Source organism: Mesorhizobium sp. M0751 (assembly GCF_040320265.1).
In the GTDB taxonomy this organism is placed as follows: Bacteria; Pseudomonadota; Alphaproteobacteria; order Rhizobiales; family Rhizobiaceae; genus Mesorhizobium.
In genome coordinates, this window is record NZ_JAMYPH010000002.1 from 184,868 (window position 1) to 202,794 (window position 17,927).

16 protein-coding genes are annotated in these 17,927 nt (G+C 63.7%); 6 read left to right on the forward strand and 10 right to left on the reverse strand.

The window, feature by feature from the left end; all coding sequences use genetic code 11:
- Positions 1 to 73 precede the first annotated feature (73 nt).
- The 3 genes from NKI19_RS03595 to NKI19_RS03605 all read right to left on the reverse strand — a co-directional run bounded on the left by NKI19_RS03595 (position 74) and on the right by NKI19_RS03605 (position 3,248).
- On the reverse strand, positions 74 to 1,156 hold the full coding sequence (locus NKI19_RS03595; protein WP_352564613.1) for an NAD(P)H-dependent flavin oxidoreductase: 1,083 nt from the start codon (positions 1,154 to 1,156) through the stop codon (positions 74 to 76).
- A gap of 218 nt (positions 1,157 to 1,374) precedes the next feature.
- A complete protein-coding gene (gene pyk / locus NKI19_RS03600; RefSeq protein WP_352564615.1) occupies positions 1,375 to 2,805 on the reverse strand; it encodes a pyruvate kinase in 1,431 nt (476 codons plus the stop codon).
- A complete protein-coding gene (locus tag NKI19_RS03605) occupies positions 2,802 to 3,248 on the reverse strand; it encodes a DUF1036 domain-containing protein (RefSeq protein ID WP_502899236.1) in 447 nt (148 codons plus the stop codon). Before NKI19_RS03605 ends, pyk begins: the two co-directional genes overlap by 4 nt.
- A 286-nt stretch (positions 3,249 to 3,534) precedes the next feature.
- Here NKI19_RS03605 and NKI19_RS03610 point away from each other — a divergent pair, with 286 nt between their 5' ends.
- From NKI19_RS03610 to NKI19_RS03625, 4 genes are all read left to right on the forward strand, one after another.
- Positions 3,535 to 4,332, forward strand: a complete 798-nt coding sequence (locus NKI19_RS03610) for an N-formylglutamate amidohydrolase (RefSeq protein WP_352564618.1) — start codon at positions 3,535 to 3,537, stop codon at positions 4,330 to 4,332.
- 27 nt (positions 4,333 to 4,359) lie between these two features.
- Positions 4,360 to 4,668 carry a DUF1244 domain-containing protein gene (locus tag NKI19_RS03615; RefSeq protein WP_292663476.1) on the forward strand — a complete coding sequence of 103 codons (309 nt, stop codon included), beginning with the start codon at positions 4,360 to 4,362 and terminating at the stop codon, positions 4,666 to 4,668.
- A gap of 11 nt (positions 4,669 to 4,679) precedes the next feature.
- Positions 4,680 to 5,141 carry a cupin domain-containing protein gene (locus NKI19_RS03620; protein ID WP_352564620.1) on the forward strand — a complete coding sequence of 154 codons (462 nt, stop codon included), beginning with the start codon at positions 4,680 to 4,682 and terminating at the stop codon, positions 5,139 to 5,141.
- A gap of 146 nt (positions 5,142 to 5,287) precedes the next feature.
- Positions 5,288 to 6,469 (forward strand): MFS transporter, encoded by a 1,182-nt coding sequence (locus tag NKI19_RS03625; protein ID WP_352564622.1) that lies wholly within the window; start codon positions 5,288 to 5,290, stop codon positions 6,467 to 6,469.
- On the opposite strand, the gene NKI19_RS03630 is transcribed toward NKI19_RS03625, so the two are convergent.
- Positions 6,427 to 7,338 carry a LysR family transcriptional regulator gene (locus NKI19_RS03630; RefSeq protein ID WP_352564623.1) on the reverse strand — a complete coding sequence of 304 codons (912 nt, stop codon included), beginning with the start codon at positions 7,336 to 7,338 and terminating at the stop codon, positions 6,427 to 6,429. The two genes, NKI19_RS03625 and NKI19_RS03630, sit on opposite strands and share 43 nt — an antisense overlap.
- A gap of 92 nt (positions 7,339 to 7,430) precedes the next feature.
- Between NKI19_RS03630 and NKI19_RS03635 the strand changes: the two genes are divergently transcribed.
- The gene (locus tag NKI19_RS03635) at positions 7,431 to 8,390 is read left to right on the forward strand and encodes an SDR family oxidoreductase (protein WP_352564625.1); all 960 of its coding nucleotides are present in this window, start codon (positions 7,431 to 7,433) and stop codon (positions 8,388 to 8,390) included.
- A gap of 60 nt (positions 8,391 to 8,450) precedes the next feature.
- Here the strand turns inward: NKI19_RS03635 and NKI19_RS03640 are convergent, their stop codons facing one another.
- The 6 genes from NKI19_RS03640 to NKI19_RS03665 all read right to left on the reverse strand — a co-directional run bounded on the left by NKI19_RS03640 (position 8,451) and on the right by NKI19_RS03665 (position 16,678).
- Positions 8,451 to 8,609 carry a DUF3309 family protein gene (locus tag NKI19_RS03640; protein ID WP_352564626.1) on the reverse strand — a complete coding sequence of 53 codons (159 nt, stop codon included), beginning with the start codon at positions 8,607 to 8,609 and terminating at the stop codon, positions 8,451 to 8,453.
- A 97-nt stretch (positions 8,610 to 8,706) separates the two neighbouring features.
- Positions 8,707 to 11,883, reverse strand: a complete 3,177-nt coding sequence (locus tag NKI19_RS03645) for an efflux RND transporter permease subunit (RefSeq protein ID WP_352564627.1) — start codon at positions 11,881 to 11,883, stop codon at positions 8,707 to 8,709.
- Positions 11,884 to 11,885: 2 nt separating this feature from the next.
- Positions 11,886 to 13,067, reverse strand: a complete 1,182-nt coding sequence (locus tag NKI19_RS03650) for an efflux RND transporter periplasmic adaptor subunit (protein ID WP_352564629.1) — start codon at positions 13,065 to 13,067, stop codon at positions 11,886 to 11,888.
- 381 nt (positions 13,068 to 13,448) lie between these two features.
- Entirely contained in the window at positions 13,449 to 14,579 is a 1,131-nt protein-coding gene (locus tag NKI19_RS03655) for a patatin-like phospholipase family protein (RefSeq protein ID WP_352564735.1), read from the reverse strand.
- A 26-nt stretch (positions 14,580 to 14,605) separates the two neighbouring features.
- Complete coding sequence (locus NKI19_RS03660; protein WP_352564630.1) at positions 14,606 to 15,388, reverse strand: 3-hydroxybutyrate dehydrogenase; 783 nt, start codon at positions 15,386 to 15,388, stop codon at positions 14,606 to 14,608.
- Between the two features lie 201 nt (positions 15,389 to 15,589).
- A complete protein-coding gene (locus tag NKI19_RS03665; RefSeq protein WP_352564632.1) occupies positions 15,590 to 16,678 on the reverse strand; it encodes a citrate synthase/methylcitrate synthase in 1,089 nt (362 codons plus the stop codon).
- 92 nt (positions 16,679 to 16,770) lie between these two features.
- On the opposite strand from NKI19_RS03665, the gene NKI19_RS03670 reads away from it, so the two are divergent.
- On the forward strand, positions 16,771 to 17,919 hold the full coding sequence (locus tag NKI19_RS03670; protein WP_352564633.1) for a citrate/2-methylcitrate synthase: 1,149 nt from the start codon (positions 16,771 to 16,773) through the stop codon (positions 17,917 to 17,919).
- The last annotated feature ends 8 nt before the right edge of the window (positions 17,920 to 17,927 follow it).

Below are 17,927 nucleotides of genomic sequence, written 5' to 3' on the forward strand. Positions count from 1 at the left end.
AGATTGCACTGTGGAACGCATGCCCCTACTCCCCTACTCCCCTACTCCCCTACTCCCCTACTCCCCTACTCCCCTACTCCCCTACTCCCCTACAGGCCCGATCTACGCCGCTTGCTTCCGTGACGAGTTTTTCCACAAGGGCGGCGGCCGGCATCTCCCGCAGCTTCGCAACGCCCTGCCCGGCCCAAATGGGCAAGAAATCAGCCCGCTTGCTTTCATCCTTTGCCATCGAAAGCGGCATGACCAGACTCGCCTGTAGCGGAAACGCCAGCGCAGCATCTTCCTCACCAGCCATTTCCATCACAAACCGGTTGCGCACCACGCGCGCTGGGCGGCCAGTGAAGCAGCGAGTCACCGACGTGCTCTCGTCGTTGGCCGAGCGCAATGCTACGCGATAGACTGGCTGCACATTGGCTTCAGGACAGGCCAGGAAAGCCGTGCCGATCTGCACACCAGATGCACCAAGTGCAAAGCTGGCAGCAATGCCGCGACCGTCGAAGATACCGCCGGCGGCAATTACAGGCACCCGCACGGCATCAACAATCTGCGGTACGAGGGCCATAGTGCCGGCAGTGCCGATAGCAGGGTCGCCAGTGAATGTGCCGCGATGCCCACCCGCCTCGTATCCCTGGGCGATAATGGCGTCCACCCCTCCTGCCTCAAGCTGGCGCGCTTCCGAGACAGTGGTAGCCGAACACAAGACAGTACAGCCGGCGGCCTTCAACTGCTGCACAATTGCGGTGTCGGGTAGGCCGAAGTGGAAGCTGACCACCTTGGGGCGCAGCTCGAGCACAATTTCGAGACGCTCACGATCGAAGGTGGGGAAGGGCTCGCCCGGCTCGGGCACCGGTCCGAGGCCGACCTCCTCATAGCAGCCGCGAAGGCGGTCTCGCATGCTTTGGGCTGCCGCATCATCGCGTGCCGGCGGCGGGTGCGCAAAGAAGTTGACGTTGATCGGACGATTGGTGGCGTGCTGCGTCGCCGTGAGTTGCTCGCGGATAGCCGCCGCAGGCAGAATGCCGCATCCGAGCGAGCCAAGCGCCCCGGCATTGCTGACTGCCGCCGCCAGTTCCGGCGTGGCGATGCCGCTCATCGGCGCCTGGATTATCGGGTGCTCAATGCCGAGGAGTTCCAGAAGATCAGTGCGCATCCACATTGGATCACCCTCCTCTTTCTCCCAGGAGAGATTTTACCCTAACTGACCTCCAGCTCAAGTCGGATGGGGCCTCCGAACCGGCTCGCGGCCGGCCACAGGCTAATGCACGCGGGCGGGAGTTCGGCGTCGACCCTGATCTACCTGCCGTCGATGCGCCGGGCTGGCGCCGTGTTTACGACGCGCCATGCAGCCGGCCTATCCGGCAGCCGCGGCCGACGTTAGCGGCCGACTTCCGATCCGACATAGGCGATGCGCAGCATGTTGGTCGATCCCGGCGTCCTCAGCGGCACTCCGGCCGTGATGATGACACGGTCGCCCGGCTTGCCGAAGCCTTCGTCGAAGGCGATGCGGCAGGCGCGATCGACCATGTCGTCGAGGTCAATGGCGTCGGGAGAAACGACGCAATGCGTGCCCCACAACAGCGACAGCCGCCGCGCCGTGTTGAGGATCGGCGACAGCGCAACGATCGGCACTTGCGGCCGTTCGCGCGCGGCGCGCAAGCCGGTTGTGCCGGACGCGGTATAGGTGATGATCGCCGACAGCTTCAGCGTCTCGGCTATTTCGCGAGCGGCGAGCGAGATGGCGTCGGCTCCGGTTGCTTCCGGTTCTGAGCGCTGCGCGTTGATAATGCCGGCATAGGTCGGGTCGGTTTCGACCTTGGTAGCGATCCGGTTCATCATCGCCACCGCCTCGACCGGATAGGCGCCGGCGGCGGACTCCGCCGACAGCATGATCGCATCGGCGCCTTCAAACACCGCGATCGACACGTCCGAGACCTCGGCGCGCGTCGGCACCGGCGCGGTGATCATCGATTCCAGCATCTGCGTGGCGACCACCACCGGCTTGCCAGCGCGGCGCGCAGCGCGGGTGATCTGCTTCTGGATGCCAGGCACGGCTTCGAGCGGCATCTCGACGCCGAGATCGCCGCGGGCAACCATCAGCGCATCCGAAAGCTCGATGATCTCGGCCAGCCGGGCGACGGCCTGCGGCTTTTCGATCTTGGCCATGATAAGCGCCCGGCCGCGTGCGATCTTGCGCGCTTCGGCCAGGTCCTCGGGCCGCTGCACGAAGGACAGCGCCACCCAGTCGACACCGGTCGCCAGAACCGCGTCGAGATCCCGGCGGTCCTTTTCCGTCAGCGCGCCGACCGGCAGGTCAGTGTCGGGCAGGCTGACGCCCTTCTTGTCGGAAATGATCGTGCCGGCGACGACGGTGCAGACGATCGCCTTGCCGTTGCCGCTGACCGCCTTGAGCTCGAGCTTGCCGTCGTCGATCAGCAGGCGATGACCAGCCTCGACCGAACGCAGGATTTCGGGATGCGGCAGGTAGACCCTCGTCGAATTGCCGGGCTCGGGATTGTCGTCGAGCGTGAAGGTCTGGCCCACGGTCAGCACCTCTTTGCCGTTGGCGAACTTGCCGACGCGCAGCTTTGGCCCTTGCAGGTCGGCGAGAATGCCGATCGGCCGGCCGACTGCCTCCTCGACGGCACGAATGCGGCCGACAAGTGTGCGCATCAATTCATGGTCGGTGTGGCTCATATTGATGCGGAACACGTCGGCGCCGGCTTCGAACAGCTTCTTCAGCATCTCCTCGGACGAGGAGGCCGGACCGATGGTGGCGAGGATCTTGACCTTGCGGCTGCGTCTCATTGACTGTTTGTTCCCGGGGCGGCTGGAGCGCCATCCGTTGCGGGCTCGTCAGTCAGCTGGACCATCCAGCTTGCCTGCTCGCCCGTGTCATATTCCTGGAATCCGGCGCGCTGAAAGCCCCGGGCGACGCAATCGGTAACGCCGGCGATCTTGAACTCTTTTTCGGCCACGCACATGTTGATCGGGCCATCCCAGCGTCCGCCGCGCTCGGCGTCTTCTGCATAAAGATAGTAAAACCTTGATGACAACGGTCCCTCGATCAGCGTCTTGCAGCTCGATCCTTCGATGTGCCACCAGCCTTCGGTGATCCAGCCAGCTTTGGCGCGATAGCCGATGCCGACACCAACCAGGTTCTGCGTGGCGTTGCAGACCCGGAAATCGGCCCGTGCCGGCGAGGTCGAAATCACCGCGAAAAGGCCCATGGCCGGTATCAGGAGCGGCATGGCCAAGGCATGGCGCACACGCAGCCTGCCGGCGAAACCCATCCCAAAACCCCTCAAGAACCACATTTGCATCTCTCAACGCCCCTTTTCGGAAAAGTCCGCACGCATGTCAACGCGCCGATCTGTCCAATTCCAATCGATTTAGAAGGCTCTGGCGCGCTTGCGGTCGCCCCTGCTCAGTTTTTTGGCAGAAACCGTGGCCAAACAACGGCATTGCGCGAGCGTTCTCTTCGTGGAATGACGATACCACCCTCCCCGGAAGCCAGCGAACAGACCTTTCCCGCCAATGACCCGATCCACAGTTTTCGCGCCTTTCGATATCGTCGAAGGCGATCGCAAGCGCGGCATGGTGCTTCTGGCCGATCACGCCCGCCGCGACCTGCCGGAGGAGTATGGCAGCCTTGGCCTGCCCGTGGCGGAGTTCGACCGCCACATCGCCTACGACATCGGCGTCGAGACTGTAACCCGCGAACTCGCAAGTCTGCTCGGCCTTCCGGCGGTGCTTGCCAATTTTTCGCGACTGCTGATCGACCCCAATCGCGGCGAAGACGATCCAACGTTGATTCGCCAGCTCTATGACGGCACCGTCATCCCGGGAAATTATCCCATGGCCCCGGAGGAGCGCGAAAGACGGCTGGACCGTTTTTACCGCCCCTATCATGATGCCATCGGCGCCATGATCGCCTCTGTGGCGCAAGCATCCGCGCAGGCACCCTTCATCTTTTCGGTGCATTCCTTCACGCCGACCATGCAGGGCTTCGTGCGGCCGTGGCATGTCGGCATATTGTGGGATCTCGACGACCGCGTGGCGCGGCCGCTGATCGACATGCTCTCCGAGGACAAGAGCCTCATCGTCGGCGATAACGAACCCTATGACGGCGCATTGCGCGGCGATACCATGTTCAGGCACGCCATCGTCAACGGCTTTGCCCATGCGCTGCTCGAGATCCGCCAGGACCTGATCGCCGAGCGCAAGGGTGCCCTCGCCTGGGCCGAACGGCTGGCGCCGATCGTTGACGCGATAGATCGACGTGCCGATATACACCAGGTGAAAATATTCGGCTCGCGCACCGGGCCGGTATGATTGAGGCCCAAGGGAGGCCAACAAGACATGACCGAACTCAGCGACGAACAAAAGCGCGATTTCGAAGCCGCTGCCTTCCGCCGGCTGGTCGCGCATCTGCGCGAGCGTTCCGACGTACAGAACATCGACCTGATGAACCTCGCCGGCTTCTGCCGCAACTGCCTGTCCAACTGGTACCGCGATGCGGCGCAAGCCGAAGGTGTCGAACTCAGCAAGGAACAGTCGCGCGAGATCATCTACGGCATGCCCTATGCCGAGTGGCAGGCACTGAACCAGGTCGAAGCCTCCGACGCCAAGAAGGCCGAGTTCGAGGCAAGGCGCCCCAGGGATCACTAGGGGAGGACGCCGTGCCTAAGATTGACGTTGCCGACGTGCCCGGACGCAAGGGCTCATCCTATCCACCGCCGTTCGATGCACCCTGTGCCGAACGCGTGCGGCAGCGGCTGGGCAACGCCGGCGGGCTCACCGACTTCGGCATCAATCTCATGCGCCTGCCGCCGGGCAACTGGTCGAGCCAGCGCCACTGGCATTCGCACGAAGACGAATTCGTCTACGTGCTCGAAGGCGAGCTGACGCTCGTCGAAGATGCCGGCGAGACGGTGCTGCGCGCCGGTGATTGCGCGGCCTTTCCGAAAGGCTCAGGCAACGGTCATCACATGATCAACAAATCGGGCGCGATGGCGATCTATCTCGAAGTCGGTTCGCGCTGGCCCGCCGATGTAACCACCTGCTCTGACATCGACATGATGAGCACCAACGCCGACGGCCGGTTTGTGCACAAGGATGGCACGCCTTATTCCGAAAAGTAGGGATTTCGGAGTGGACCGCCGAGATGGTTGGCCGACGCGAGAGGACGTAGCGCCTGGTCCAAGCACTTTCGGCGAAGAGCGCTTGACTGTGAATTGAATCGATCTAATTTGCCGCGCAAAGCCATTTCCGGACCGGATTCTACCCGATGGACGCGCAGAAAATCACGCAGACCGCGATTCGTGGACGCTGGGCAGTGGCCGGCATCTTCCTCGCCAATGGCTTCCTGACCGGCAGCTGGGCGCCGCAGATCCCGGTGTTCCTGACCCGGCTGGACATCAGCAAGTTCACGCTCGGCCTGCTGATTCTGTTGTTCGGCGCCGGCGCCGTCACAGCCATGACCTGGTGCGGCCATCTGATCTCGAAGCATGGCTCGCGCACCGTGCTGCGCTGGTTCGGACTTGCCGGCAGCTTCGGCCTTTTGGTCGTGGCTCTGGCCCCCAACGTGCCCCTTGCAGCAGTCGCCATGTTCATCTTCGGCGGTTCGATCGGCGGCATGGACGTCGCCATGAATGCCAATGCAGTGGCAGTCGAACGGCGGCTGTCCCGTGCCATCATGTCGTCCTCACACGGCTTCTGGAGCCTTGGCGGTTTCGCCGGCGGCGCTTTGGGCGGTTTCGCCATCCAGAACTACGGTCACCTCGCCCATGCGACGATGGTGACGGCTCTTGCCTTCGCCGTCATCGCCGTAGCGGTCCGCTACCTGATCGCCGAGGACAAGCACCCAATCGCCGAGCACCACAAATTCGCGCTGCCGGCCAACCCGCTGGTCTATCTGGTCGGACTTATGGCGCTGCTGACGATGATCTCCGAAGGCGCGGTGCTCGACTGGGCAGCGCTGTATCTCCGGCAGGAACTCGGCGCCGATCTTGCCATCGCAGGCCTGGCCTACGCCGCCTTTTCCGGCGTCATGGCCGTCATGCGCTTTCTTGGCGACGGCGTTCGCAACCGTTTCGGTGCCGTTACGACGTTGCGCGCCTCGGCTCTTGCCGCTGCTGCCGGCATGCTGGTGGCCGGGCTGGCGCCCTCGCCTTGGCTGGCCATTGCCGCCTTTGCCTTTTGCGGCCTCGGCATTGCCAACATGGTGCCGATCATCTTTTCGGCCGGCGGCAACCAGGAAGGCATGGCGTCCGGCACCGGCATGAGCGTCGTCACCACAATGGGTTACTCAGGCATTCTGGTGGCGCCGTCGGCGATCGGCTTCATCGCTGAACACTCGAGCTTCGGCCCGATCTTCGTCGCTCTCTCTGGGCTACTGATCGTCGTGCTGGTGATGGCTGGGCTCGCTCACCGCGCCGAATTCGCTGCCGAGGCAGCACCGGCTGAATAGCGCTTCAACTCTTCGGACAGGAAATCCGCCACGCGGCGGATGCGCACGCTGGTACGCACGTCGCGGTGCATGGCCAACCACACCGGCAGCATCGGCAGCGGGAGGTCCGGCAGCACGGTTTCCACCAGCGCATCGCGCTCAGCCAGCGGCTCCTGGCCAAAGCCGATGCCGTTTCCCGCCCGCACCGCTTCCCAAAGCACCATCTGATTGTCGGTCCTGAAGCGGAAGGCATTGCGGGTGAGCGGCACGCCGAATTGGGCGAAGCCGCGAATGATCCCATCGCTGCGGTCGAAGCCGACCAGATCGTGGTCGACCAGATCGCGGGCCTCGCGCGGACGGCCACGCCGGTCGAGGTAGGATTTTGCCGCGCAGGCGCGGAGCGGAATATCGGTCACCTTGCGCGCGACCAGTTCATTCTGCGCCGGCTTGACCATGCGGATGGCAATGTCTGCGTCGCGACGCAGCAGATTCTCGACCTGGTTCGACGCGACGATCTCGACCTCGACGCCAGGCTCCTCGATCCCAAGCCGCGCAGTCATTTCCGGCAGCACATAGGCCGCCACCACTTCGCTGGCGGCAATGCGCACCGTACCCTCGATCGCCTCGACCGATCCCAGCGCCATCAGAGAAAAGGCGCTCGCCTGCTCGCTCACCGCGCGGCCCCGCTCAAAGAGCGTGCTGCCCGCTTCCGTGAGCGCATAGCCGCGCCGCCCGCGCCGGAACAGGGTGACACCGAGCGCCCGTTCCAACTCGGTGATGTGGCGGCCGAGCGTCGGCTGGCTCGCGGCAAGTTTTCGCGCGGCCGCCGACAGGCTGCCGGTCTCCGCCACCGTGACGAAACTCTTGATCAAGTTCCAGTCTATGTCCATTCAAAATTGAATATCAGATCGCCAGCTTTAGTCAATTTCCATTCGTTTGCGAAGAAATCACATTGGGTCATACGCAAACACGGAGACGAACAATGACCAAGATCGCAATTCTCGGCGCCAATGGCCGGCTCGGCCGCGCGGTGGCCAAGGCCTTCCTCGATGCCGGCTACGATGTCCGTGCCGTCACCCGCAGCGGCAAGGTGCCGGCGGAACTCAAAGGCGCCACGGCGATCGCCGGCGACGCGCTCGACCGTGCTGCGCTGATCCGCGCGACCGAAGGCGTCGATATCATTTTCAACGGCCTCAACCCGCTCTACACCGACTGGAGCAAATGCCTGCCGATGGCCGAGAATGTGATGGCCGCCTGCCGGGCGAATGGCGCGCTGCATCTCTTCCCGGGCACCGTCTACAATTACGGCTCGCCGATGCCGGCGGTGATCACCGAAGACACGCCATTCCGCCCGACGACGGAAAAGGGCCGCATCCGCGTCGCCATGGAAGACCTGTTTCGCCGCGAGGCCGACGCGGGTCGGGTGCGCACGATCCTGCTGCGCGCCGGTGATTTCTTCGGTGGTACCGGCAGCGGATCGTGGTTCGATCTGGTTGTTGCCGCCAAGATGACCAAGGGCGTCTATACGGCACCGGGACCGGTGGATCTCGTGCATGAATGGGCCTATCTGCCCGACTTGGCCAAGGCTTTCGTCGGGCTGGCGGACAATCTCGGCAAGCTCGGCTCCTACGAGGCGCTGAACTTTCCCGGCCATGCGGTGACCGATCTGGCGATCAAGGCGGCCGCGGAGAAGGCGCTCGGGCGCACGTTGAAACTGACGATGATGCCGTGGTGGGTGCTGCGCGCCGGCAGCCCGTTCGTGGCGATGTGGCGCGAGATCGTTTCGATGTCCTATCTCCGCTTCGAGCCGCACCGGCTGGTTTCAGGCAGGCTGGAAAGCGTTATCGGTACGATCCCGCACACGCCGCTGGAAGATGCAGTGTCGGCAGCGCTCGAGGATATCGGCATCGCCACGCTCAAGACGACGCAAAAAGTTGCCTAACAACAAACCAAAAAAGGCGGCCTGATGGTCATCCGCCGCTGTTCGGGAGGGACGTTGTGCTCAGATCCGGCCCATCAACAGCAGCACCAGGACAACGATCAGGATGACACCGACGATGCCGGATGGTCCGTAACCCCAGGACCGGGAATGCGGCCACGCCGGAACCGCGCCGATCAGGATAAGAATAAGAATAATGACGAGAATGGTGCTGATCGTCATCAGAAAATCCTCGCTTTGAGGTTGCAATGACGGAACAATGCAGAAGGCCGCCCATTGTTCCAGGGCGGCCTTGCTTGATCAGGACGGCGATCCGACTCTATTCGGCGGCCTTCGGGAAGGCGATCGCCGATTCGGCGCCCAGATCGGCGTCCAGGCCTTTCGACGGGATGTCGGCCTTGCGACGCCCCAACAGGCGACTGAACCAGCCACGACGCGCACCAGGTTTGAGCTTGGCGCGAGTGAACACCATCAGCATAGACGGCGTCACCACCAGCGTCAGCACGGTGGCGAAGGACAGCCCGAAGACGATCGCCGAAGACAGCGAAATCCACCATTGCGTCGACGGCGCGTTGATCGTCGTCTCGTGATGGAAGATTTCGAGGCCGAGGCCGAAAGCAATTGGCAGCACGCCGAGGATCGCCGACACTGCCGTCAGCACCACCGGGCGGGCACGTTCGCGACAGGTCTGCAGAACGGCTTCGTATTTGTCCCAGCCCTCTTCGCGCAACCGGTCATAGGTGTCGATCAGCACGATGTTGTTGTTCACCACCACACCGGCCAGGGCGATGACGCCGATGCCCGACATGACGATGCCGAACGCCTCGCCTGTCAGCAGCAGCCCGAGGAACACGCCGATCGTCGCCATGACCACGCAGGACAGCACCAGCCAGACGCTGGTGAACTTGTTGAACTGGGCCAGAAGCACGATGAAGATCAGGAAGATCGCCGCACCGAAGGCTTTGCTGAGGAAGGCACCGGCCTCCGCGCTGTCCTCATTCGAACCGGCAAGCTTCCAGCGAATGCCGCTGCCGAGGTTCATGTCTGCGACAGCTTTGGTGACCTCCTGCTGGACGGCAGCCACCTGGGCGCCGGCAGCGACGTTGGCCTGGACGACCACCGTTCGCGCACCGTCGATGCGGTTGAGGATACCGACCGTCGGCTCCGGCTTGCGCACGACGAAGTTCGAGATCGGCACCGAGCCTTGCGCTGTCTGCACCCGAAGTTCGTCGAGCGTCGACAGCGTGCGCCGATCCTCGGGCAGGCGCAGTCTGATGTCGACGGCATCGTCGGCGCCGGCGGGCCGGTACTCGCTGAGCTTGAGCCCGTTGGTCACCAGTTGCACCACCGTTCCGACCGCGGTCGGGCTGATGCCGTACTGCGCGGCCTTGGCGCGATCGACCTCGAGCGCCCAGTCGACGCCGGGCGGCGCCAGACCGTCGGAAATATCGATGACGCCGGGCACCTTGGCAATGCGCGCGGCAACGGCGCGGGCCTTGTCGTCAAGGCCCTTTGGATCGACGGCCGAAAGCCTGATCTGGATCGGCTTGCCGGTGGGCGGGCCGGCTTCCGGCACGCGAACCTCGACGTCGACACCGGGGATGCCGGCCATCACGCCGCGCAGTTCGTCCAGGATTGAGTTCGCCGATTTGCGCTCGCGCCAGTCGACGAATTCGTACTGGATCACGCCGACCACGTCTTCCGGAACGTCCTGGCCGCCGCCCTGCGTCTTGCCGACACGGGTATAGACGGACTTAACGCCCGGCCAGCCGAGCAGCCGGTTTTCCGCCGTCTTGGTGGCCGCATCCATTTCGGCAAGCGAAAGATTGCCGCGGGCGTGCACATAGAGCAGGCCGTAGTCAGGCTCGACATTCGGGAAGAATTCGACGCCGGCGCCGAATTTCGAATAGGCGTAGCCGACGCCGAACAACAGCGCCACAGTGAGGACAAGCACGGTGATGGGATAATGCACCGCCTGCTTGACCACGGCCATGTACCAGCCGTCGCGATTGTCGTCGGGGTGATGGGCCGGCGCCTTGGCGAATATGGCGCCCAGCGTCGGCGCGAAGACCAGCGCATAGAGCATCGAGGCCGAGAGCGTCACGATCAGCGTGATCGGCATATATTTCATGAAGTCGCCGATGATGCCCGGCCAGAACAACAGCGGCGAGAAGGCGGCAATGCGCGTCATCGTCGCCGCGATGACCGGGCCAGCCATGCGCTTGGCGGCAAGCGCGAACGCTTGCTCCTTCGGCATGCCCTCGCTCATGCGTCGCTCGGCGAATTCGGTGACGATGATGGCGTCGTCGACCAGCATGCCGACCGCCAGGATGAGGCTGAACAGCACGATCATGTTGATCGTGTAGCCCATCATTGCCAGCAACAGGATGCCGATCAGGAAGGATGAGGGGATGGCCAATCCGATCAGCAGCGAGGCACGGCCAGACAGGGCATAGAGGATAACGATGAACACCAGGATGACGGCGATCATCACGTGGTTCTGCAAATCGCCGAGCAACTGGTTCACGAAGACGGACTTGTCTTGCGTGTAGGTGACGTGCATGCCCTCCGGCATCGTCTTGATGAAGGCGTCGGACACCTCCCTGACCTTGCCAATCGTATCGATCAGGTTGGAGCCGATGCGCTTCTTCACCTCGATGGCAATCGCCGGCTTGCCGTCGAGGCGGGTAACCGTCTCAGCGTCCTTGAAGGTCGAGCGGATGATGGCGATATCCTTGGCCTGGACCACCGCATTGGGGCCGGCGACGACCGGAAGCGCCGCCACATCCTCTGGCGTCTCGATAAGCGAGGGCACCTTGACCGCGTATTTGCCCTCGGACCCTTCGATATTGCCGGCGGCGACAAGACTGTTGGAAGCGCCGACGGCACCGATCAACTGGTCGAGCTGCAGCCCGTAGGAAGACAGCTTCATCGGATCGATGACCACTTCGACGAGGTCGTCGCGCGCACCCTGCAGCGAGCCCTCGAGCACGCCAGGCACTTCCTCGATGCGGTCGCGCAGCTCGCGCGCCGCTGCCGTCAGCACGCGCTCGGGCACCTCGCCCGACAGCGTCACGACCAGGACGGGGAATTCGGAGATGTTGACCTCGGAGACCACGGGCTCCTCAGCCGCTTGCGGCAGGTCGGCCTTGCCGTCCTGCACCTTGCTGCGCGTGTCCTGCAGCGCGGTGGCGAGATCCGTCTGTGGCTGGAATTCGACCAGCACATAACCGCCGCCCTGGAAGGCGGCCGATCGCATCTCCTTCAAGCCCTTCAGGCTCTTCAGCTTGGCTTCCATCGGCCGCAGCAGGAGGCGTTCGGAGTCTTCCGGCGAGATGCCCTGGTAGATCAGGCTGACATACATCATCGGAATCGGGACGTCGGGTTCCGCTTCCTTCGGCGTCGACTGGTAGGCGACCGCACCGGCAACGATGAGAAAGACCAGGACCGCAATGGTCAGCCGGGCATTGCTGATTGCAAGTTTGACGATGTCCATGATTACTGCGTCCCGGTCGTCGCTTCGCCCAACAGCTTTTGAATGGTCGCCTGGTCGGCCTCGACCGGCTTGATCACTTCGCCCTCCTTCACCAGCTCCTGGCCGGCGACGATGATGCGGGCGTCGGCCGGAATGCCGCCGAGCACCAGGCCGGTCGGCGTGTCGTCGACCAGGTCGATCGGGAAGAACACGACCTTGTCGTCCTTGTCGACGGCGCGGATGCCGAGGTCGCCCTTGTCGCCGAGCGTCACCACCGACCGCGGCAGCATCACGGCGTCGGTCGGCTGGGCGCTGAGCGCGATTTCGGCCGTCATGCCGGCCGGTACGGAACCATCGGCGTTAGGGATGGCGACTTCGACCCGGAAGGTACGGGTTGCCGAAGATGCATCCCGGCTGATGTAGCGCACCATGCCCTCGACATTCTGGCCGCTGACCAGACGCACATTCGCCTTGTCGCCGATCTTCAGATAGCCGAGATCGCGTTCACTGACTTCGCCGCGTGCAATCACCGGGTCGAGGCTGAGAATGGTAGCCACCTCGCCGCCCTGCATCACCGAACTGCCAAGCTCCACCGGCACCCGGTCGATAACGCCGTCGAAGGGCGCCTTCACCTCATTGCGGTCGAGCTCAGCTTGCGCGGCGTCCAGTTGCGACTTGGCCAGCGACAGGTTGGAGCGGGCCGTATCGAGCTGCAGCGTCGGCAGGTTGCCGGTTTTCATCAGCCGCAGGGCAGCAGCCAGCTCTGCCTCACGTTGCACGACAAGCTGCTTGGCGTTGTCGACCGCCGAGATTTTTTCCTCGGCGGCAAGCATCAGGATCAGGTCGCCGGTCTTGACGTGCTGACCCTGCTTGACCGGCAGCTTGTCGATGACGCCGGCGACGCGTGTCGCCAGGACGGCGCGCTTATCGGCTTCGGTCAGTCCGGAAATGCGGATAGCGCGTGCATAGGTGCGCCGTGGCGGGGTTATGACCGCGACCGTGCGCAAGGGCGCCTTGGGCTGTTCCGCCCCGGCAGTCCCCGGCTTGGCTGCGTCGGCGGCCTTGGGCTGGTCGACCTCTCCTGACTTGGGCTTGTTGTCGGCGGATGCGCTGCCAACGGACGAGAATTCGCCTGTCGCCATCCAGCCGGCGAACCCGATAAGCACAACAATGGCTGCAAGCTTGTGAAACCTGAATTTCGGCATCGTCATTTTTTCCAGTGCGCGGGGTTCGGCCAGGCCGCATCTTCTACTTGGGGCGCGTCGCCGATATGGGTGCGCGCGAGGCCGTATTCAAATTGCCGTGATCGGCGAAGCGCGCTTCTACCTCAAAGTTGCGTCGCAATATAGTCAGAAAAGTTGATGGATTGTTGCTTTGTCCGCAAAGATGCGGCTGCAGCATCGGCTGTTGATCGCCAAAACAGCGGTATGGCAGCAAGTGTCAGGATGATTGGACAGATTGCGATGTCATCTGCTTTGCGGAGGAGCCAGAGCAATTCCAGAAAATGTGTGAAACGGTTTTCCGTCGGAATTGCGTCAAAACAAAAAATAGAGCGGTTCGGCGTTTCCGTGCAGCGATGAACCGTTCTAGGCCGGACGGCGGGCGGCCTCGGGCTGCTTGCGCGCCGCAAGAAATTCCTTGACCCTCCGGCCCGGCGCCGGCCCGCGCACCGGCTTCAAGCCGTCGTCGAGCTCGCCGGACAGATCGATCGTCGGCCGCTTGCCGACGGCGTCATAATTTTCTTCCAGCCAGTCACTGGCTGCGGTGCGGCCGAGGTCGCGCAGATAGGCAAGGAACGCCCATTCGGCATTGACCTTGGACGATGCCGACAGATCCTTGAACGCTTCGTCGGCATCGATGCGGTGCATGCGGATGTCGCGATATTCGCCGTGCGGCAATCGGCCGGCGGCGATCAATTCCTTGACGAAGGCGATCGAGCGGAATTCGCGCAACAGCCCGGCATTGAAGGTGATCTCGTCGATGCGGTTCTGGATTTCATTGGCGCTCTTCGGCGTCCCCTCGCGGACCACCGGATTGATCTGCACCAAAAGCACGTCCTCGGTGGCCGCCGTCTTGAAGAACGGGAACAGTGCCGGGTTGCCGCCATAGCCGCCATCCCAATAGGGCACGCCCTTGATCTCGACGGCACGGAACAATTGCGGCAGGCAGGCCGACGCCATCACCGTGTCGAGGTCGATCTCGCCGTCCGAGAAGACCCGCAACTGGCCGGTCTCGACATTGGTGGCGGAAATGAACAGTTCCATCGACTTGCAGGCGCGCACATTGTCGAAATCGATCTCACGTTCGACCACGTCGCGCAGCGGATTGATGGCGAGCGGATTGGCGACATAGGGCGAAAATACCCGAGACATCGTATCGAACAGGAAATAGCCGGGCGTGTTCTCGAACGACCAATTGCCCCAGGCGACGTCCCAAGGCATGCGCTGCACCGGGCTGAAGCGGCCCTTTGCCGCCACCGCACGCCAGAAATCATCGAGCTTCCGCCGCGCGCCCTCGACCCCGCCGCGGACAAAGCCGTCGGCCAGCGCCACGGCATTCATGGCGCCGGCACTGGTGCCCGAAACCGCGGTTATATCGAGGCGCCCGTCCTCGAGCAGCCGATCGAGCACGCCCCAGGAAAATGCCCCGTGCGAACCGCCGCCTTGCAGCGCGATGTTGATCTTCTTTGGCTCTTCCGCCTTGCCGTTTTTCGGCATGGCGTGGCCCTTGACCGCTGGAAGGCTCACTGAGCGGTCCAGCCGCCGTCGACAGAGATGTGCGTGCCGTTGATCTGCGCCGCCGCATCCGAGCATAGGAACGCCGCGGCCGCCGCAACCTGCTCGACGGTGACGAACTCCTTGGTCGGCTGCTTTTCGAGCATGACCTCGCGGACCACCGTCTCGCGGTCCATCTTGTTGGCCTTCATCTGGTCGTTGATCTGCGCCTCGACCAGCGGCGTCAACACATAGCCCGGACAAATGGCATTGCAGGTGATTTTGTCGCGCGCCAACTCCAGGGCGACAGTCTTGGTCAAGCCCATAATGCCATGCTTGGCCGAGACATAGGCCGACTTGAACGGCGACGCGACCAGGCCGTGGGCCGAGGCGACGTTGACGATCCGGCCGCCACCGGCCTGTTTCATCAACGGGATGGCGGCTGCGATCGTATGGAAGGCCGATGACAGGTTGATAGCGATGATCGCATCCCACTTCTCGATCGGGAAGCTTTCAACCGGCGCGACATGCTGGATGCCGGCATTGTTGACCAGGATGTCGATCGAGCCGAATGTCTCGGCTGCCTTCGCCACCAAAGCCCGGCACTCGGCCGGCTTCGACATGTCGGCCTTGACGTAGACGGTCTTCACCTTGTGGTGCTTCGCGATCGCGTCGGCGATGGCGTGGTCGTCGGCGGTGTCGGAAAAGGAATTGACGACGATGTTGCAGCCTTCGGCCGCGAGTGCGTGGGCAATGGCCAGGCCGATGCCCGAGGTTGAACCGGTGACGATGGCGGTTTTTCTAGCGGTCAAGGCGGCTTATTCCTTTCGAGGCGGGTTCCCGTGGAACCATGCTGCACTGCAGCATATAGGTTCTCTGTCACCCAAGAACAGCGGATGTGTGGAGCAATGACATGAAATTTTTGTCATGTAGACCTCTCTCATCTTGAAGAGAGAGGTGTCCGGCACCGGCTGTAGCGGGCCGGTTTCCGTAAAGCATTCGGGGAAAAATCCTCAGGCGACGAGGTCCGGCACCGGCCCGATATAGCGCGACTGCGGCCGGATCAGCCGTCCACTCGTCTGCTGCTCGCGCGCATGGGCGATCCAGCCGGCGACGCGCCCGGCAGCAAAGACATTGGTGAACGCCTCTTTTGGAAAGCCCGCCGCTTCCAGCAGAAGTGCTGTGAAGAACTCGACATTAGTCTGGAGCGAGCGCGACGGCTTGGCGATGCGAAGCACTTCGAGCGCCGCTTGCTCCACGCTTTCGGCAAACGCCAGCCGGTGGCCGACTTCGCCCTTGGCGCCGAGTTGCCGCACCACCGCTTTCAGCACGTCGGCACGCGGATCGCGCACGCGGTAGATGCGATGCCCGAAGCCCATGATGCGCTGGCCGCGCCCGATCTCGTCGCGCAGCCAGCCGGCGGCGTCGCCATGCGCCTCGATCGCATCCAGCATCTCGATCACCGGACCTGGCGCGCCGCCATGCAGCGGCCCCTTGAGCGCTCCGAGCCCGGCCAGCACCGCCGAAGCAAGCCCAGCCTGCGTCGAGGCGACCACGCGCGCGGCGAAGGTCGACGCGTTGAGGCCATGGTCGCAAACCGTCACCAGATAGGTATCGAGCGCCTTCGCCAATTTCGGCGAGGCCGCAATGCCGGTCAGCATCCGCAGCATGTCGGCGGCATGATCGGCCTTGCTATCAGGCGCAATCGGGCTTTCGCCGCGCTGCAAGCGCAGCAAGGCCGGCGTCAGCACGGCAGGTGCTGCAACCAGCCGCAGCGCGTCCGGCAATTTGTCACCATCCGGCAGCAGGGCAATGCCGGCGCGCATCGCGCTGTAGATATCGAGGGATGCGAGAAACGGCAACAAGGGTTCGATCAGCTCGAACACTTCGCTGCGCGCCCGACCGATTGCGTTCGCCAGCTCCCTGCCGTCGGGAAGATCGTCGAAAAAGCCGTCGAACAGCAGATGAACCACCTCGGCGTATTTCCAGCGGCCTGCCAGGTCGGGCAACGAATGGCCCCGGATGGTCAGGCGGCCAGCAAGACCGTCAACATCGGAGAGCACCGTTTCCGCCGCCACCACATCATCGAGCCCATTCGCCATTGGTTTTCTCCTTGACCCTTTCCGGGCGGTAGATAAGGGTTGGCGACTGGACCATCAATGTTGATCAACTGAATCAACATGACAAGGCTGACATGACGGAGTGGCTGACGCGGGACGAAGCCCTGGAGCGTCTCAGGGTGCGCGCCCAGACCCTCTATGCCTATGTCAGCCGCGGACGCATTGGCATGCGGCCGGATCGGGCCGACCCACGCCGCAGCCAGTATCGCGCCGACGACATCGCGGCGCTGGCGAGCCGCCGGGCGCGCGGCCGAAATCCCCAGGCAATAGCCGAAAGTGCAATTGCCTGGGGTGAGCCGGCGATCGCCACCACGATCTCGACCGTTTTGCACGGCCGCCTCGTCTATCGCGGCCAGGATGCGGTCACGCTCTCCGAGACAGCCACGCTGGAGCAGACGGCAAACCTGCTTTGGGCATCTGGCGCACCAGTGTCGTTCGGGTCGGCGAGCCGCCATGGCAACGGCGCAACTGGCCAATCGGCGGCCTTCGCGGAATTGGCCGCGTTGGCGGCCAACGGACGGCCTTCGCTCGGCCGCCGATTGGCTTCGCTCAACCACGATGCGGCCGGCGCTATCGCCGCTTTGGCCCTGGCGCTCGGCGCGGTTCGCGGAAGCGGTGCCGTGCATGAAAGGCTGGCGCAGGGCTGGTCCCTCGATGCTGCCGGCGCAGACTTGATCCGCCGCTCGCTCGTGCTGTTGGCCGATCACGAACTGAACGCATCGACCTTCGCCGCGCGGGTCGCCGCGTCCACCGGCGCACCTGTTTCGGCCTGCCTGCTTGCCGGCCTCGCCACCCTCTCCGGTCCGCGCCATGGCGGCGCTGCGGAGGCGGTCGTGATGTTGGGCGAGGATGCGCAGAGATTGGGGCCGGATGCGGCTGTCGGTCGCTGGCTCGGTCACGACAGGCCACTGCCCGGATTTGGCCATCCGCTTTATCCCGACGGCGATCCGCGTGCGGAACCGTTGCTGGCCGCGATAGATGTCGATGATGGGCTGTCACGGCTTTGCGATGCGGCCTTTGCGGCAACAGGCATGCGCCCGAACGTCGATTTCGCCTTGGCTGCGCTGACGCGCAGTCTCCGTTTGCCGTCCGATGCGCCGTTCCGCCTGTTCGCGCTCGGCCGCGGCGTCGGCTGGGCCGCGCATGCCGTGGAGCAGGTGACAAGCAGCGGCCTGATCCGGCCGCGCGCCCGCTACCAGGGACCCCTGCCGGAGCAACTCTAGCCGCGCTG